Here is a 16799-nt window from a genome sequence, read left to right as displayed (position 1 = left end):
CCTGTGACGTTCAGAAGGAACACCAGCATGGCACGCACCTGGAAAACCCTCGCCGGCATGTCGACAGCCCTCGTCGTGCTCGCCGGCTGCTCGTTCGACTCCGCGAGTCCCGACGCCACCGCGAAGGGCGGCTCCAAGCTGGTCGTCGCCGACCTCTGGGCGCCCGACTCCGGGTACGCCCTGGAGACCGACGACGCCTTCACCCTCACCCGCGCCGGCTGCCTGGAGACCCTGGTGGCCGTGGACAAGGACAACCAGCCCCAGCCCGCCCTGGCCACGGAGTGGAAGCAGACGGCGCCGAAGTCCTGGACGTTCACCATCCGTGAGACCACGTTCCAGAACGGCACCGCGCTCACCGCCAAGGTCGTCGCCGACGATCTCAACCGGCTGCTGAAGGCCACGGCGCCGCCGCGCAGCTTCGCCCCCGGCGTCATCGCCGCGGTCACCGCCGTCGACGACCGGACCCTACGGATCGACACGCCCGAGGAGGACCTTTTCCTGCCGCTGCGGGTCAGCGTCCCCAACACCGGGATCCTCGCCCCTGAGGCGTTCTCCGGCACCGCCACGAACCCGGTCGGCACCTGCACCGGGCCGTTCAAGATCACCAGCATCGGGACCGGCCAGTCGCTGTCGCTGGCCGCCAACGACGCCTACTGGGGCGGGGACGTCGCCCTCGACGGGGCCGAGATCCGCTACGCCGAGAGCGGCGCCACCCGCGCCACGCAGCTGCGGGCCGGCGAGGTCTCGGTGGCTGCCAACCTGCCCGTCACCACCCTCGCCACCCTGAAGGGCGACAACAACATCACCCTGCAGCAGGTCGCGCTGCCCCGCACCACCGGCCTGTACCTCAACACCCGCAAAGCCCCCTTCGACAAGGTCGAGGCGCGCCGCGCGATCCAGCGGGCCCTCGGGCTCGACGCCATCGTCAAGGCGGTCTACGAGGGCACTGCCACCGCGGCGGCCGGGCCGTTCACCCCCGACGAGCCCTGGACGCCGGCCGGGCTGCGGCCGGTGCAGGGCGACGCCGCGGCCGCCAAGGCCGCCATGGCCGAGGCCGGCATCGACCCCGGCTCCCTCGGCTTCGAGCTCATCGCCTATTCCGACCGGCCCGAGTTCGCCGACCTCGCCCAGGTGATCCAGGCGCAGCTGGCCGAGGCCGGCATCACCGTGAAGATCCGCACCGGGGACTACGCCTCGGTCGAGGACGACCTCATGAGCGGCGACTTCCAGGCGACCCTGCTGTCCCGCAACCACCTCATCGACCTGCCCGAGCCCATCAGCGTCCTGCGCTCGGACGAGACCTGCAAGGGCAGCTTCAATCTCGCCGGTTACTGCAATCCGAAGGTCGACGCGCTCGTCAAGGAGGCCGGGAGCACCGCGGACCCGGCCGAGCGGCACGTACTCTACGGTCAGATCGCCACCCAGCTGGCCGCCGACGTGGCCTTCGTCCCGCTCGTCCACGAAAGCCTCACCATGGGCGTCGCGGACAGCGTTCAGGGCCTGCCGACCGACCCGCTGGAGCGAACCCTGCTCACGAAGGACACGAAGCTGTCGTGACCACGACTTCCCCGCGACACCCCGGCACCGGGACGGCGCGGCGCCACGTCGTCGACGTCGTCCCGGGTGACGGCATCGGCACCGAGGTCGTCCCCGCCGCCGTGCGCTGCGTCGACCACCTGGCCGCGAGCTTCGGGTTCACCGTCGAGTGGCGCGAGCGCGCGTGGGGGTGCGACCACCACCGGGCGCACGGGCGCATGATGCCCGTGGACGGCCTCGAGCAGCTCGCCTCCGCCGACGCCATCCTGCTCGGCGCCGTCGGCGCGCCGGACATCCCCGACGACGTCACCCTGTGGGGGCTGCTCATCCCCATCCGCCGGGAGTTCGTGCAGTACGTCAACCTCCGGCCGGTCCGGTCGCTGCCCGGGATCCGCTCGCCGTTGCGCTCGGAGGCCCCGATCGACCTGGTCGTCGTGCGCGAGAACGTCGAAGGCGAATACAGCGAGGTCGGCGGCCGGGTCAACCGGGGCCGGCCCGGCGAGTTCGCCGTCCAGGAGGCGGTGTTCACCCGGACCGGCGTCGAACGGATCGCCCGTTTCGCCGCCGATCTTGCCCGGCGGCGCTCGGGCCGGCTGATCTCGGCGACGAAGTCGAACGGCATCATTCACACGATGCCGTTCTGGGACGAGGTGGTGGCGGAGGTGGCCGGCGCCAGCGGGGTGCGGCTGGAGAAGGTCCTCATCGACGCCCTGGCCGCGCGCCTCGTGCTGCGGCCGGAGAGCGTCGACGTCATCGTGGCCTCCAACCTGTTCGGCGACATCCTCTCCGACCTCGCCGGCGCGCTGGCCGGGTCGATCGGGGTCGCGCCCAGCGCCAACCTCGACCCCACCAAGACGTACCCGTCGATGTTCGAGCCGGTGCACGGATCGGCGCCCGACATCGCCGGAATGGGCATCGCCAATCCGGTCGGCGCCCTCTGGGCGGCGGCCATGATGCTGGATCATCTCGGCGAACCCGCCGCCGCGGCCCGTCTCGTGTCCGCCTTCGAGCACGTCCTCCGTGCGGGGACCGCCACCCGCGATCTCGGCGGCACGGCGAGCACCGAGGAGTTCACGACCGCCGTCGTCCAGGCCCTCGACGAGGGCGCGCCGTGAGCGCGGGCCGGCGAGCCGAGGCCCTGCCGGATCCGCTGGACGCGACCGCCGTCCGGCGCCGGCTGCACCGGCGGCCCGAGCCCGGCTTCCTCGAGATCGAGACCGCGGATCTCGCCTGGGGCCTCCTCGCCGGCCTGGGCTGGCGGCTGCGCGGCGGCGGCGAGCTCGTCGACGTGCGCGATCACCCCGGCCTGCCGAGCCGCGACGAGCTCGACGCGGCCGTCCGGCGGGCCGCCGCGCAGGGCGTGGCGGCGGCGTCGGTGCACCGGTTCCGTGACGGGAACACCGCCTTCGTCGCGGAGCTGCGGGGCACTCGCCCGGGTCCGCTGATCGCCGTGCGGGTGGACATGGACGCCCTGCCGATCCAGGAGAGCCGCTCCGGCGGCCACCACCCCGCGGCCCGGGGTTTCGGCTCGGACGTCGACGGCGCGATGCACGCCTGCGGGCACGACGGGCACGTGGCCATCGCGCTGCGGGCGGCGGCCCTGCTGTCCGACAGGCGGTTCGCCGGCACCGTACGGCTGCTGTTCCAGCCTGCCGAGGAGGGCGTCCGCGGCGCCGCTCCCATGCTGGCCGCCGGGCTCGCCGACGACGTCGACGTCCTGCTGGCCGTCCACCTCGGCTTCGGCACCCCGGACGGCTGCGTCGCGGCCGCGACCGAGCTGTACGGGACCTCGAAACTGCGCGCCGAGTTCACCGGGGTCGCCGCCCACGCCAGCGGAGCGCCAGAACAGGGCCGCAGCGCCCTGCTGGCGGCGGCGTCCGCCGTTCTGGGCCTGCACGCCCTGCCCCGCTACGCGACGGCGACGACCCGCGTCAACGTCGGGACGCTGCACGCGCCGGGCGCGGCGAACATCGTCAACGCCCGTGCCGTCCTCGGCGCGGAGGTCCGGGCCGGCGGCGCCGCCGAGCACGACGACCTGGAGCGGCGCGCCCGCGACGTCCTTCACGGCGCGGCCGCCATGCACGGCGTCACCGTGGACGTCGCCAGAACCGGCTGGGCGACCAGCGCCGCCACCGACGACGCGATCCTCGGCAGGATCGAGACCCTCGCCCCGGGCCACGGCCTGCGGCTGCTGCCGCCGCGTCCCCTGCGCGCCAGCGATGACGCGACGCTGTTCATGCGGCACGTGCAGGAACGCGACGGGCTCGCCGGATACCTGCTCGTGGGCGCCGGGACGTACGGACCGCATCATTCGCCGACCTTCGACCTGGACGAGGCCGCGCTGGCCCCGGCCGCCGACCTCCTGGCCGCGCTCATCCGATCCTGGTGACGCCGCCCCCGGCAGCGACCGCCCTGCGCGTCAGCGGGCGGTCGCCGTCCGGCCTTCAGCTCTGGGGAGCCGGCCGGACCTCGAAGGCCGTCTCGGGGTCGAGCGTGCCGCGGATCAGCAGCACGTCGGGCCCGTAGGCGTTCGACACCGCCTTGAAGGTGAGGCGCGCGGTCGGCCGAGCGGTGGGCGGCCTGCGCCCGAAGCGGCGACCGGGCTACACGTTCCCGAACAACAAGAACATGAAGGAGCCGACAGAGCCGAGCAGCAGACACCCGGCACCGAGGGCCGCGCCCGCCGCACCTGCGAAGATTCGCACGTCACGAGGTCGCCCGGCCGTGGCAGCTCCACCTACGGCAATGCCGGCGGCCGGAAGAGCCACGGCCGCGATCACGCCGCCCACCATCAGCTCCGTGGTCATCCACTCCAGCACATAGACGCTCCACACCAGCAGCCCGTAACCGGTGAGGGCCGCCACGCATATGACGGAGAAGCCGACGGTGCCGAACCGGCGGGCGCGCTGATCATGGGTGGGAGTCACAGCGTTGATGATCGCAGCTGCTGTCCTTCCGGAAAAGGCTCATCGCAGCTTATGGTGGGGATCGCTGGCCGACTGATGGCGGACCCGGGGACCGGTGATATGCGGAGCCACCGCGAGCGGACTTTGCGGCAGATCTGGCCGGCGCACCTCCGCCCTGGTGACGATGCCTGAAGGCGCCGTGCCGGTCACGCGCCACGGCACCGGCCGGTCCATGGGCCCCCGCCGCAGCACCGGCCGGCCCAGGCAGGCGTTCCGGTCCGTGGGCCGCCGCCGCAGCACCGACCGGCCCAGGCAGGCGTTCCAGTTCGTGGGTCCCTGCCCGGGCGCCGCCGCCGTACGCGTGCTGGCCGTCGAGATCGCGGCCCGGGACGGCCATGGCCGCTGAGCGGCTCATCGGCGGCAACGACCAGGCCGTGGTGCGCATCGGCGCCACGGTGCGGCGGCCGGTGCGCGCGTGGTCGGCGTCGGTCCACGAACTCCTGCGGCACCTGGAGCGCAAGGGGTTCGGCGGCGCCCCCCGCTTCCTCGGGGTGGACGGGGAGGGCCGGGAGATCCTCACCTACCTGGCGGGCGAGATCGCCGGCGAGCCGCCGTGGCCGGCGTGGGCGTGGAGCGAGGACGCGCTGGTCCAGGTGGCCCACTGGCTGCGCGACTACCACGAGGCCGTGGCCGGCTACGTGCCCTCCCCCTCGGCGCGCTGGCGGCTCGGCGGGTCCTGGATGCCGGGAACGATCATCGCGCACAACGACGCCGGGCCGTTCAACGCCGCCTGGCACGAGGGCAGGCTGGCCGGCTTCTTCGACTGGGACTTCGCCGGGCCGGTCACGCCGGACTCGGACGTGGCGTGGGTGGCCATCGCCTGGGTCCCGCTGTACGCCCGGCGCGCGGCGACGGCCGACGGCTTCGGCGACCACGCCGCCCGGCCGGAGCGGCTGCGCCTGTTCCTCGAGGAGTACGGCTGGCGCGGCGGCCCCGGGGAGATCGTCCGCGAGGCGCAGGCGCGCCTGCGCGTGCGGGCCCGCCAGATACGCAGATATGGCGGCGGCCCCGACGAGCTTTACGTCCAGCTGTACGAAGGCGGCGTCGCCGACGACCTCGACCAGGCGATTCAGGAGCTGGCCGAATTTCCCTTGTAAAAAATTCTGGCATGGAGAGAATGCAGTGAAGGAATCCGTCCGGACGGAAGGTGGGGCCATGAGAAGACGTCCTGTCCTGGTGAAGCTCGAAGAGACGAGCATGCGCGTCGGCGCGGTCACCGCTTCGAATTCCGCCGGCAACTGACAGCGCGCGGGTGGGGTGTTTCCACCTCACCCGCTCTCGGAGGAACACGTGACGGACTGGCGCCCTCGCCTGCGGGAAAGCGTGATCGTCCAGACCGAGGGCGACGAACTGCTCTTCCTTTGCACGGCGGACAGAACGGTGAAGAGATTCGCCGCCGACGCCTTTGTGAAACGGGTGATAACACTTCTGGACGGCACTCGTACATATGCTGAGATCGAGCGGTCGGTCGGGGGCTCGCAGCCGCTCGGCGAGGTGCTGCAAATCCTCACGGAAGAGCGGCTGCTGAGCCGGGTCGGCAATCTCGAGGGGTCGTTCGCGCGGCTCGGCGACGACCGCGCCCAATTCTACGACCGCCAATTGCGGCTGCTCCAGGATTTCTGCGACCAGGGCCTCACCGACCTTTCCAGCGGCGTGTTGTTGCAGGAGCGCGTCGACCGCTCGACCGCGGTGGTGTGCGGGGTCGGCGGGCTCGGCGGCTGGGTCGCGCTCTCCCTGGCGAACGCGGGCGTCGGCACCATCCGATTATGCGACTTCGACCGGGTCGAGCCGTCGAACCTGACCCGGCAGGCCCTGTTCTGCGTCGCCGACGTGGGAGCGCCCAAGGTCGAGGCGGCCGCGGCCAGGTTGCGGGCCGCCAATCCCTTCGTCACGGTCGAGACCTTCGACCGGCGCGTCACCTCCGCCGCCGACCTCGCCGACCTGGTGGACGGCGCGGACATCGTGGTCAACGCGTTCGACCTGCCCACGCCCAACGACACGGCCACCTGGGTCAGCGAGGCCTGCTGGCCGGACGTGCCGCACATCCTGGGCAGCGGGTACGCCTACCACATCGGGGTGCTCGGCACGACGGTCCTGCCCGGGGAGAGCGCCTGCTGGACCTGCGTCCGCGCCGAGACCTTCGCCGACCACGGGCGCGGCCGGATGGAGTCGCTGGTCGGCAAGAGGCAGAAGGCGGGCGCCATCGGGGCGCTGTGCGGGCTGGTCGGCACGATTCTGGCCTGGGAGGCGATCCGGGTCCTGGCCGGGTTGCCCCCGGCGCTGAGCGGACGGTGGAGCGAGGTGGACTTCTGGCCGCTGGAGATCCACTCGCGGCCCATCCCGAGGCGGCCCGACTGCCCGACCTGCGGGGAACGACGCGGCGGAGAACGGGATCGGCCGCCAGGCGAATCGAAGGAGTCGAAGGAGCCGAACGAGAAGGCCCGGGAAATCACGCCGTAAATCCAGGCCGGGAAACCTCCCCTAATGACGCTGTTCATACGAGAATAGTTTTCATGGAGGTTGTCGGCGACGGAATGATCGCCCGGGCTTTCGTCAATTCACGGATGCGGCTGGATGACGTGGTGGTGTTCGCCGCCGGGGTGTCGCGGTCGACCACCACCGAGGCGGCGGAGTTCCACCGGGAGGCCGATCTGCTCCACAATGCGATAAGCGACGCCAGGGCGGCGCGACGCCGGCTCCTCTATTTCTCCACCGCGTCGGCACATCTTTACGGGAACGGCGACGGATCACCCCGTTCGGAGGAGGACCCGGTTCGCCCCACCACCGCGTACGGGCGTCACAAGGCGGCGATGGAGGAGAGGATACGGACCTCCGGGGTGGACCATCTCATCCTCCGGGTGACGGAGGTCGTCGGGCCGCACCAACGGCGGCACCAGCTGCTGCCCGCACTGTTCTCCCAGGTCAGCGACGGCGTGGTGACCGTCTACCGGGGCGCGCGCCGCGATCTCGTCGACGTCGCGGACCTCGTGACCATCGCCGCGGAGCTCCTCTCCGGCGACCTTCGTCACGCGACGGTCAACATCGCCTCGGGCCATCCGGTGACCGCCGAGGAAATCGTCTCCTATCTGATGACATTGTCCGGCCGGGCCGTCACCAAGGTCTATGTGGACACCCCGGCGAATGACTACAACGTGTCGACGAAGAGAATGGCGCAGCACGCGCCCTCGACGGCCCGGATGGGTTTCTCGCCGACCTACTACCGAAACGTCATCGACCGCTATTACCGGGCCTGAGGAAATTCAGGCGTGCGCGGCGGCGTGAATGCCGTAGAGGTCGGCGTACATGCCGTTCCGGGTGAGCAGCTCGTCATGCCTGCCGGACTCCACCAGCTTTCCCGCGGCCATCACCAGAATGAGGTCGGCGTCGGCCACGGTGGAGAAACGGTGGGAGACGATGACGCTGATCGCGCCGTTCAGGGCCGCGAGTTCGCGGGAGCGGCGCGCGTAGCGGCTGAAGATGGCGTGCTCGCTCGGCGCGTCCAGGGAGGCGGTGGGCTCGTCCAGGACGAACAGCAGGGGCCGCGCCCGCGCGCCGGAGCGGGCGAGCGCCACCTTCTGCCACTGGCCCTCCGACAGCTCGATCCCGCCGAAGCGGCGGCCGAGCTCGGTGGCGGGGCCGTCGGGCAGGCGGGAGACCAGGGCTTCGGCGTCGGCGTCGCGCACCGTGGAGTGCAGATCGCCGCGGGCGCCCATCAGGACGGAATCCTCGAAGGTGGTGCAGTAGCGGCCGAAGTCCTGGAAGGCGGCGCTCATCGAGGCCCGCCAGCCGGCCGTGTCCAGGGCCGACAGCTCCACGTCGTCGACGAGGATGCTGCCCGAGTCCGGGGCGTACATCTTCGCCAGGAGCTTGACCAGCGTGGTCTTGCCGGAGCCGTACTCGCCGACCACCGCGACCACCGCTCCGGCGGGCAGGTGGACGGACAGGTCCTCGAGGACGGGCCTGGTCGTCCCCGGGTAGGTGAAGGACACGTTCCGCAGCTCGATCCCGCGTCGCAGCCGGACGGGCGAGGCCACGTCGGCGGTGTCGCGGTGCGTCCGGGCGTACTCCATGAGCCACAGGTAGGGCCGCAGCAGCCGGCGGTAGCCGCCGACCTGCATCGATCGGTGCAGCGCGCGCTCGACCACGTTGCGGAACTGGACGCCCATGGACACGGCCAGGATGATGTCCCCCGGGTGGCCCGCCGCGGTGACCAGGAAGATCGCCAGGGTGAACCCGGCGCCGAAGACCAGCCAGCCCGCCGACGACCAGCCGGCGGCGATCAGGGCGGCGCGGGCGCGTGAGCGCGTCACCCGTTCCCAGGCTTCGGCCTGGAGCTTGAGCGCGTGCGCCGCTGCGCCGTAGACGCGCAGCTCCTTCAGGGCGGCCGGGTTCACGCAGACGTCGTCGTACAGGTCCCGGTGGAGGCGCAGGTCCTCGGCCGACTTCAGGTCCTCTTCGGCGATCTTCTTGCGGCCGTGCCGCTCCATGGCCAGCTGTACGGCGGCGCACGGCAGCAGCGCGAGCAGCCAGGGGTTCACGCCGCCCAGCACCGCGAGCGCCACCAGCAGCCCGATCGTGGCGGCGACGGCCTGAAGGACCGCCCACGCCCAGTCCACCACCGCGCCGGACTGGCCCCGCAACGTGGTGACCCGGTCCAGGAACTCGGGCTCCTCCAGATGCCGCACCTGCGGCAGCTCCGCGCAGGCGCGCAGGATCCGGGGTTCGACCTCGGTGAGGCTGATCCGCTCCACCAGGTGGATGGTCCGCAGGTAGGCGATGTGCTCGACGCCGAGGTTGACGGTGAGCACCAGCGCGGCGCCCAGCGCCGCCAGCCCTATCGCGGTGGCGGTGCCCGCCTGGGTGGCCTCCACCAGCGCGCGCAGCGTGAGCCCCACCGCCGCGAACATGACCGTCGAGGCCACGTGCCAGCCGATCAGGAAGGCGGTCGCTCCGGGATATCGCCGCCCGCACAACCCGATCAGCTCACGCCACAGGCGCGCGTACTCCCTCACGCGAGATCTCCTTCGTCCAGCCGGTCGTCGTATCCCTGGCTGAAGCGCCGGGCTTGAAGCGCGTACATGGCGGCGTACTGCCCGCCCTCGGCCATGAGCTCCTCGTGCGTCCCGGACTCGGTGATCCGGCCGCCGTCGAGCAGCACGATCCGGTCCGCCTGCCGCACCGTCGAGAGGCGGTGCGAGATCAGCACCACGCTGATCCCCTCGGTGAGGTCCGGCAGCCGCTGGAACAGGTCGTGCTCGGTGCGGACGTCCAGGTGGGCCGTGGGCTCGTCGAGCACCAGGATCCTGGCCCCCCGGCGGGTGGCGTAGAGCGCGCGGGCGAGCGCGACCTGCTGCCACTGGCCGCCCGACAGGTCCACCCCCGCGGTACGGCTGCGCGACAGCGGCGTGTCGTACCCGCCGGACAGCCGGCTCACCACGGGGACCAGTCCGGCGTCCCGGACGACGTCGGAGAGCAGCTCGGGGTCGGCGGCCCCGAGGGTGATGTTGTCGCGCAGGGACAGGGGGTATTTCAGGAAGTCCTGGAACACCACGCTCAGCCGGGACTGCCAGTCGGGGATGTCCGCGATGTCCGTCCCGTCGGCGAGGATCCGGCCCGAGTCTGGCCGGTACAGCCCGGCCAGCAGCTTGGTCAGCGTCGACTTGCCCGCGCCGTTGAGCCCGACCAGCGCCAGCGACTCCCCCGGCCTGATCTCCAGATCGACGCCGTTGAGCGCCTGCCGGCCCGGGTAGCCGAAGCGCACGTCCTCGAAGCGCAGCAGCGGCGGCGGGCTCGCGGGGGGTTCCCCGAAGCGATCAGCTCGCGGATCGGCGCCACCGGTTTCGGCGTGCGCGCGCAGCGGGATCGGCTCGGGGTTGATCCGCTCGAGCTCCCCGGCGGCCCGCCTGACCGGCCGGGCCCCTTCCAGGGAGATCACGTCGTCGGTCCTGATGGCCACGCTGAACACCGACCAGGCCGCGGTGACCACGGCCACCTCCAGCGCGACCGAGCCCTGGCCGGCCGCCGTGCCGAGGGCCACCCAGGTGAAGGCCGCGGTGCATCCGGCCAGCGGGAGGAGCAGCGCCAGCCACAGCCGGCGCAGCACCAGCCGATCGTCCTCCCACACGGGGTCCACGTGGGTGCGCATGTCACGCGTGTAGTGCCCGAGCAGCCATTCGCCCGCTCCGAAGACGCGCAGCTCCCGGCCCGCCGCCGGCGTGGTGGCGATCTCGCCCCAGTACTTCCACCGCCGGTGGTACAGGACGCCCTCCACCCAGATCCGGAAATGCCGGACCCACTGGCGGCCGTGCATCATGCGGAAGCACACCGCCGGGATGACCGTCGCCGGCACCAGCCACCACGACCACCAGGCCAGCACCGCCGCGGACGACGCCATCCCGACGGCATGGCCCGCCAGCTCCAGCTGGCTCACGGCGCCGTCGCCCGACGTCCTGTCGACCCAGTCCCGCGGCTCCGCCGTGGTCGTCTTCACCCGGTCCTGGACGTCCTGCCTCTCGGCCACGTCCACGGTCGGCACGCCCATCACCAGGGCGGCGATCCGCGTGCGGTGCGCGCCGTCGATGCGGTCGGCCGCCAGCCGTCCCACGGGGAGCCGGAACGCCAGCGCCAGCTGCCCGGCCAGCACCACGCCGCTCATGAGCAGCACCGGCGCCAGCGCGGATCGGCCGTCCGCCGCCACAAGCTCCTGGACGGCGATCGCGATGCCCGCGGGCACCACCGCGTCGATGAGGACCATCACGGTCAGCGCGATGGACACCGCCGGGCCCGCGTAGCGGAAGAGCCTCAGCAGGTCCAGCCTTTCTCGCATGGGCATCCCTCAGGCAGGCCGGGTCAGGCAGAAGATCAGGCCGACGAAAACTTTCCATTCTCGCGCGAAATCTTGCGCAGCGTATGTCCGATTCTGCGGCGCGGTCAATGGAGCTTTCCACGGAGGACAGGGCCGCCGATGACTCTTGACGGTCAGAAAGTGCTCGCATACGCTCCGGCTAGCTTATCGGGGGCGGTCCGAAACTTTCGGCAGCTTGGGCTCTGCGATGGGCTGCATGCAGGGGAACAAGGTCCTTCGGTCCACGCGAAGCACGTGTCTGCGAGGGTGATCTGCGTCGATGCCGAAAGTCTTCACCGCGCTCACTCACGAGCTCACGCTGACGGAGTGCGAACCGATCGTCGTTCCCTTCCAGGGCGATCGCGCCGGTGACGGGCCCCTGACGCTCGGCCAGCTCAACATCGTGCGCTGGCTGGACGACTTCCCCGACGCGCACGGCTGGATGCGGTGCGCGCTGGAGCTGCCCGAGGGCACCGGTCTCGACGACGTCACCGAGACCTTCGCCGTTCTGCTGGCCCGTCACGAAGGGCTGCGCACCACCTACGCGGCCGGCCCTCCCCCGGCCCAGCGGGTCGCGGCGGCGGGTGAGCTGGTCATCCATCGCTTCGACACCGGCGCCGGGCCGGTCGAGGCCGCCGCCTGCGCGGCGGAGCTCGGGAAGCTCCTGGACCCGCGCCCGCCGCACAGTCCCAGGACGCATCCGCTGCGCGTCGCCCTGGCCACGCGCGGCGACGAGGTCCTCGCCGGCGTCATGGACCTCTCCCACCTGACCGCGGACTTCCTCGGCCTGGCCGTCTTCTGCCGCGAGTTCGCGCACCTGGTGCGTCACCCCAGGGAGCGCGAGATCGGGCAGGTCCGTCACCAGCCGCTGGACCAGGCCCGCGCCGAACGTCGCCCGCCGCTGGCCCGCCGTACGGCGAACGCTCTGGCGCTGTGGGAGAGCGTGCTGAACCGGGCGCCGCACCACCTCTACACGGCCGCCTCCACGGGCTCGCCGCGCGACTCGCTCGCCGCCGAACTGTGCTCGCGGGCGGCGGCGACGGCCCTGGCCGCGATAGAGGCGCGCGCCGGATCCGGCCGCCCGGCCATCGTCCTGGCCGCCATCTGCACCGTGCTCTCCCAGCGCACCGGTCAGCCCCCCGGTGACTTCCTGACGCTCTCCAGCAACCGGTACGACAGCCGGTCGGCGGACTACCTCGGGACTCTGGTGCAGTCGGCCCCCATGCACGTCGACCTGGCCGCCCTGAGTTTCGACAGATGTGTCCACCAGGCATGGCTGGCGACCGTGAAGGCGGGCAAGCACGGCATCTACGACGTCGAGGAACGCTCGCGGATCGCCGAGCAGGCCGAGCATCGGCGAGGTGTCCGCTTCTGCTTCGAGCCCCTGTTCAACAATCTCGTGGTGGGCCGGATCGACTCCCAGCCTCCGGAGACGCCGGCCGCGACCGCTCTCACCTGGACGCCGATGGTGGAAACCGACGTCATGCTCAGGTTCGACCTGTTCGCCGCGGAGGAGGCGCTGCGCCTGCGGCTGTGGACCGGCCACCTGGACCGGGCCCCCAGGGACGAGCTCGAACGGATCCTGCTGGCGATCGAGCGCCTCCTCCTGTCGGCGGCCTCGGAGGACCTGAGCCGCCCGCGGATGGACGAGGTCACCGGGCTGGGCCCGCTTCCCCGCGACGGCGACTGGCTGCTGGTCGACTCGTGCTGGATCCAGATCGGCGAGGTGCAGCGGCTCCTGGACGAGGCGCTCGCCCCGCTCCCCGCCCGGGTCTTCCCCGAGGTCCGGGGCGAGCCGCTGGTGGCCTTCCTCGCCCGCGGCCCGCGGGTGCGATCCGCCGAGGAGGCGCACGCGCTCTGCATGGAGGGCCTGCGCCGCCGGCCCACCGCGATGACGCCCCGCCGCTACGTGCTCTGCGATCACGCCCCGGACGACGTGACCGACCTGGACGCCTGGCTGAGCCGGCCCGTGGTGGCGGACGGCGCGGGCCGTACGACGGGGCACCCGGGATGACCGGCGTCATCGGCCGGTGGATGCGCCACGTCCGGGCCCATCCCCAGGACGTCGCGATCCACGGCAGGAACCGGGCCGCCACCTACCACGACCTCGCGGTCCGGGCCTCGGGACACCTGGCGGAGCTCGATGCCGTCCCGGGCGGCGATCCCGTGCTCATCGTGTGCGCCGATCCGGTGGAGACCGTCGCCGCGATGCTCGCGGCCATGGCCTGCGGCCGCGTGTTCGCCCCGGTGGACGTGCGGACGCCGCCCGCGCGGCTGGCCATGGCCATCGACGACCTGCGGCCGGGAGCCGTCGTCGTCGACCGGGCCGGATCGCCGGCCCTGACCGGAACCGGCAGGAGAGGGTTCCGGATCCTGGACGCCCGGGACGTACGGGATCACGCGGTGGATCCGGGCCGATGGAACGCCGGCGAGCCGGACGGCCCCGGCTACGTCTACTTCACCTCCGGATCCACGGGCCGGCCGAAGGGGGTCCAGGGCGGCCTCCCGGCGATCACGCACTTCGTCACCTGGGAGATCGACCTCCTGGGCGCGGGCAGGGGGACGCGCGTCTCCTCGCTCACCTCTCCCGGGTTCGACGCGTTCCTGCGCGACGCCTTCGTCCCGCTGTGCTCGGGCGGGACGATGGTCGTGGCCCCGCACAGCGCCCGGAGCGGGCAGGGGCTCGCCCGCTGGCTGGAGACCAGCCGCGTGCGGATCCTGCACTGCGTTCCCACGGTCTTCCGCACTCTGCGGGCGGTGGGCCTGACACCCGGGTCGCTCGGCGAGCTGCGCACCGTCCTGCTGGCGGGAGAACCGCTGCGCCCCTCCGATGTCCGCTCCTGGCAGGAGCTCTTCGGGACGGAGAAGGAGCTGATCAACCTCTACGGCCCCACCGAGACCACGATGACCAAGCTCTTCCACCGGGTCACCGCCGCGGACGCGACGGCCGACTCGGTCCCCGTCGGCAAGCCGCTCCCCGGTGTGGCGGTGCGGCTGCTGGAGTCGGGCGAGGTCGAGCTGCGCACGCCCTTCCCGCTCCACGGCTACCTCGGGGGGCGGCAGGGCGGCTTCGACCCGTCCGATCCGCACCGGTTCCGGACGGGCGACCTCGGGCGGTTCCGGCCGGACGGCTCCCTGGAGCTCCTGGGCAGACGCGACCGGCAGGTCAAGGTGAACGGCGTGCGCGTCGAGCTCGACGACGTGGCGAACGTCCTCATGCGCTCTCCGGGGATCCACGACGCCCACGTCGTGCTCACGGGCGAGCGGCTCTGCGCGTACGTGGTCGCCGACGACGGCCACCACGAGCAGGAGATGCTGCGCCACCTGCGCGAGCACCTCCCGGCCGGCGTCATCCCCACCGTGTTCGTCCGGCTCGACGAGCTGCCACGGACCTTGAGCGGCAAGGTCGACCGTCCCCGGCTGCCCCAGCCTCCGGAGAAGACCCGCGGAAAAGAAAGAGCCGATGCGTTTTAGTCTGTTCTACTTCGCCGACGACAGCACCCAGCCTTCCGCCGACCGCTACGAGCTGCTCCTGGAGGGAGCGCGCTACGCGGACGCGCACGGCTTCACGGCCGTGTGGACGCCGGAGCGCCACTTCCACGCCTTCGGCGGCCTCTACCCGAACTCCGCGGTGACCGGCGCGGCCGTCGCCGCGGTCACCGAACGCGTGGCCGTCCGCGCCGGCAGCGTGGTCGCCCCGCTGCATCACCCGATCCGCATCGCGGAGGACTGGGCCGTGGTCGACAACCTGTCCGGCGGGCGGGTGGGCGTCTCCTTCGCCTCCGGGTGGCACGCGGTGGACTTCGCCTTCCACCCCGGCAGGTACGCCGACAGAACCCGCATCACCGTCGAGACCATGGAGCAGGTCCGCCGGTTGTGGCGGGGCGAGGAGGTGAGCGTCGTCACCGGGACGGGCGAGGAACAACCGGTCCGCGTCTTCCCGCCTCCCGTCCAGCCGGAGCTCCCGGTCTGGCTGACGAGCTCCGGCAGCGTCGGGACGTTCCGCACGGCGGGCGCCCTCGGCGTCGGCGTCCTGACCAACCTGCTCAACCAGAGCGTCGACGAGCTGGCGCTCAAGATCAAGGAATACCGGGCGGGACTCGCCGGCAGGCCCGGCGACGTGGTGGTGATGCTGCACACCTACCTCGGGCCGCCGTCCGACGCGGTGCGGGAGGCGCTGACGGCGTATGTCCGGAGCTCGGTCGGCCTGCACCTCGGCTCGAACGCGGGCTCGGCGCGCGACGTCGCCCCCGCCGCGCTCGGGCGCAAGGGCGTCGAGTTCATGACGCGCAGAGCCGTCAAACGGTTCTTCGACGAGGCGGGCCTGCTGGGCGAACCGGACGTCGCGGCGGAACGGGTCCGCCGGCTGGCGGCGATCGGCGTGGACGAGATCGCCTGCCTCATCGACTTCGGCCTGGAGACCTCCACGGTCCTCGGGAGCCTGGACCTGCTGGGCAAGCTGATGGACAGCGGTGATCACTGATGGACGCGCACACCAAGAGACGCCTGCCCGAGGCCGAGGTCAAGGGGCTCGTCCATCGCGCCCTCGGACGCCGCGCCGTCGCCGCGCGAGAGCTGGAGGCGGGCACGTTCGCCGCGCTGTGGCGCGTCCGGCTGGACGACGCCTCCGAGGTGGTCCTCAAGCTGAGCCCTCCCGGCGACGCCCGGCTCCTCACCTACGAGCGGGACATCATCCGGACGGAGGCGCTGTTCTACCCCCTCGCCGAGAGGACCGGCGTCCCGCAGCCGCGCCTGCTCCACGCCTGCCTCGACGGGCCCGTACCACACCTGATCATGACCGCGGTCGAGGGAATCCCCTGGCCGGAGGCGGCCGACCGGCTCACCGAGGAGGAGACCCGGCGGTTGCGCTCCACGCTCGGGGAGCACGTCGCCGCGCTGCACCGCGTCAAGGGGACGGAGTTCGGCTACCCGCACCTGCCCCGGATGAGGGCCGCCACCTGGAAGGAGGCCTTCCTCGCCATGGTCGACGGCCTCCTCGCCGACGCCGTCCGGTTCGACGCCGACCTGCCCTGGCCGGCCGGCGAGATCGCGCGGGCGGTACGGGCCGCCGCCGGCGCGCTCGACGAGGTCACCGAGCCCGCCCTGATCCATTTCGACCTGTGGCCCGGCAACATCCTGCTGGACCTCGACCGCCGGCCGCCGCGCATCGCGGCGCTGATCGATCACGAACGGGCGTTCTGGGGAGATCCGCTGGCCGACTTCGTCTCCCTCGACGTGTACGGCCGAGCCGAGCACGACCCGGACCTGCTGCGGGGCTACCGGCAGGCCGGCGGACGTGTCGAGCTCACCGGGAGCGCGCTCGCCCGGCTCGCCCTCTACCGGACCTACCTCTACCTGATCATGATCATCGAGGAGAAGCCCCGGGGATTCGATGACGCCGACCGCCATGACCGCGTCGTGAAAGCGCTCCTCGAACAGCTGATCCGCTGAAC

General features: G+C 72.1%; 14 protein-coding genes. 11 read left to right on the top strand and 3 right to left on the bottom strand.

The window, feature by feature from the left end; translation table 11 throughout:
- Positions 1-27 precede the first annotated feature (27 nt).
- Genes H4W80_RS00150 through H4W80_RS00140 form a run of 3 tightly spaced genes read left to right on the top strand, consistent with a single transcriptional unit; the run spans position 28 to position 3925 of the window.
- On the top strand, positions 28-1557 hold the full coding sequence (locus H4W80_RS00150; RefSeq protein WP_225963156.1) for an ABC transporter substrate-binding protein: 1530 nt from the start codon (positions 28-30) through the stop codon (positions 1555-1557).
- Positions 1554-2651: a tartrate dehydrogenase gene (locus tag H4W80_RS00145; protein WP_192783175.1), complete on the top strand. Its 1098-nt coding sequence runs from the start codon at positions 1554-1556 to the stop codon at positions 2649-2651. Before H4W80_RS00150 ends, H4W80_RS00145 begins: the two co-directional genes overlap by 4 nt.
- Positions 2648-3925, top strand: a complete 1278-nt coding sequence (locus tag H4W80_RS00140; protein ID WP_318786621.1) for an amidohydrolase — start codon at positions 2648-2650, stop codon at positions 3923-3925. Before H4W80_RS00145 ends, H4W80_RS00140 begins: the two co-directional genes overlap by 4 nt.
- Before the next feature lie 214 nt (positions 3926-4139).
- Here H4W80_RS00140 and H4W80_RS00135 read toward each other — a convergent pair whose 3' ends face one another.
- Complete coding sequence (locus H4W80_RS00135) at positions 4140-4463, bottom strand: hypothetical protein (protein ID WP_192783174.1); 324 nt, start codon at positions 4461-4463, stop codon at positions 4140-4142.
- A gap of 163 nt (positions 4464-4626) precedes the next feature.
- On the opposite strand from H4W80_RS00135, the gene H4W80_RS00130 reads away from it, so the two are divergent.
- The 4 genes from H4W80_RS00130 to H4W80_RS00115 all read left to right on the top strand — a co-directional run bounded on the left by H4W80_RS00130 (position 4627) and on the right by H4W80_RS00115 (position 7756).
- Positions 4627-4848, top strand: a complete 222-nt coding sequence (locus tag H4W80_RS00130; RefSeq protein ID WP_225963155.1) for a hypothetical protein — start codon at positions 4627-4629, stop codon at positions 4846-4848.
- On the top strand, positions 4838-5599 hold the full coding sequence (locus H4W80_RS00125) for a phosphotransferase (RefSeq protein ID WP_192783172.1): 762 nt from the start codon (positions 4838-4840) through the stop codon (positions 5597-5599). Before H4W80_RS00130 ends, H4W80_RS00125 begins: the two co-directional genes overlap by 11 nt.
- A 193-nt stretch (positions 5600-5792) precedes the next feature.
- Entirely contained in the window at positions 5793-6962 is a 1170-nt protein-coding gene (locus tag H4W80_RS00120) for a TOMM precursor leader peptide-binding protein (RefSeq protein WP_192783171.1), read from the top strand.
- Between the two features lie 53 nt (positions 6963-7015).
- The gene (locus H4W80_RS00115; protein WP_192783170.1) at positions 7016-7756 is read left to right on the top strand and encodes an NAD-dependent epimerase/dehydratase family protein; all 741 of its coding nucleotides are present in this window, start codon (positions 7016-7018) and stop codon (positions 7754-7756) included.
- Between the two features lie 6 nt (positions 7757-7762).
- On the opposite strand, the gene H4W80_RS63285 is transcribed toward H4W80_RS00115, so the two are convergent.
- Positions 7763-9514, bottom strand: a complete 1752-nt coding sequence (locus H4W80_RS63285; protein ID WP_192783169.1) for an ATP-binding cassette domain-containing protein — start codon at positions 9512-9514, stop codon at positions 7763-7765.
- Positions 9511-11328: an ABC transporter ATP-binding protein gene (locus H4W80_RS00105; protein ID WP_192783168.1), complete on the bottom strand. Its 1818-nt coding sequence runs from the start codon at positions 11326-11328 to the stop codon at positions 9511-9513. Before H4W80_RS00105 ends, H4W80_RS63285 begins: the two co-directional genes overlap by 4 nt.
- Positions 11329-11626: 298 nt before the next feature.
- Between H4W80_RS00105 and H4W80_RS00100 the strand changes: the two genes are divergently transcribed.
- Genes H4W80_RS00100 through H4W80_RS00085 form a run of 4 tightly spaced genes read left to right on the top strand, consistent with a single transcriptional unit; the run spans position 11627 to position 16797 of the window.
- Positions 11627-13360 carry a condensation domain-containing protein gene (locus tag H4W80_RS00100; RefSeq protein ID WP_192783167.1) on the top strand — a complete coding sequence of 578 codons (1734 nt, stop codon included), beginning with the start codon at positions 11627-11629 and terminating at the stop codon, positions 13358-13360.
- Positions 13357-14820, top strand: coding sequence for an AMP-binding protein (locus tag H4W80_RS00095; protein ID WP_192783166.1), 1464 nt, complete (start codon positions 13357-13359; stop codon positions 14818-14820). The genes H4W80_RS00100 and H4W80_RS00095 overlap by 4 nt, the downstream gene beginning before the upstream one ends.
- Positions 14810-15829 (top strand): MupA/Atu3671 family FMN-dependent luciferase-like monooxygenase, encoded by a 1020-nt coding sequence (locus H4W80_RS00090; RefSeq protein WP_192783165.1) that lies wholly within the window; start codon positions 14810-14812, stop codon positions 15827-15829. Before H4W80_RS00095 ends, H4W80_RS00090 begins: the two co-directional genes overlap by 11 nt.
- Positions 15829-16797, top strand: coding sequence for a phosphotransferase family protein (locus H4W80_RS00085; RefSeq protein WP_192783164.1), 969 nt, complete (start codon positions 15829-15831; stop codon positions 16795-16797). Before H4W80_RS00090 ends, H4W80_RS00085 begins: the two co-directional genes overlap by 1 nt.
- The last annotated feature ends 2 nt before the right edge of the window (positions 16798-16799 follow it).

It is taken from the genome of Nonomuraea angiospora (genome assembly GCF_014873145.1).
GTDB lineage: Bacteria > Actinomycetota > Actinomycetes > Streptosporangiales > Streptosporangiaceae > Nonomuraea > Nonomuraea angiospora.
Note: the sequence above shows the minus strand (reverse complement) of the source record. Positions and strands in the feature narration are given on the sequence as shown.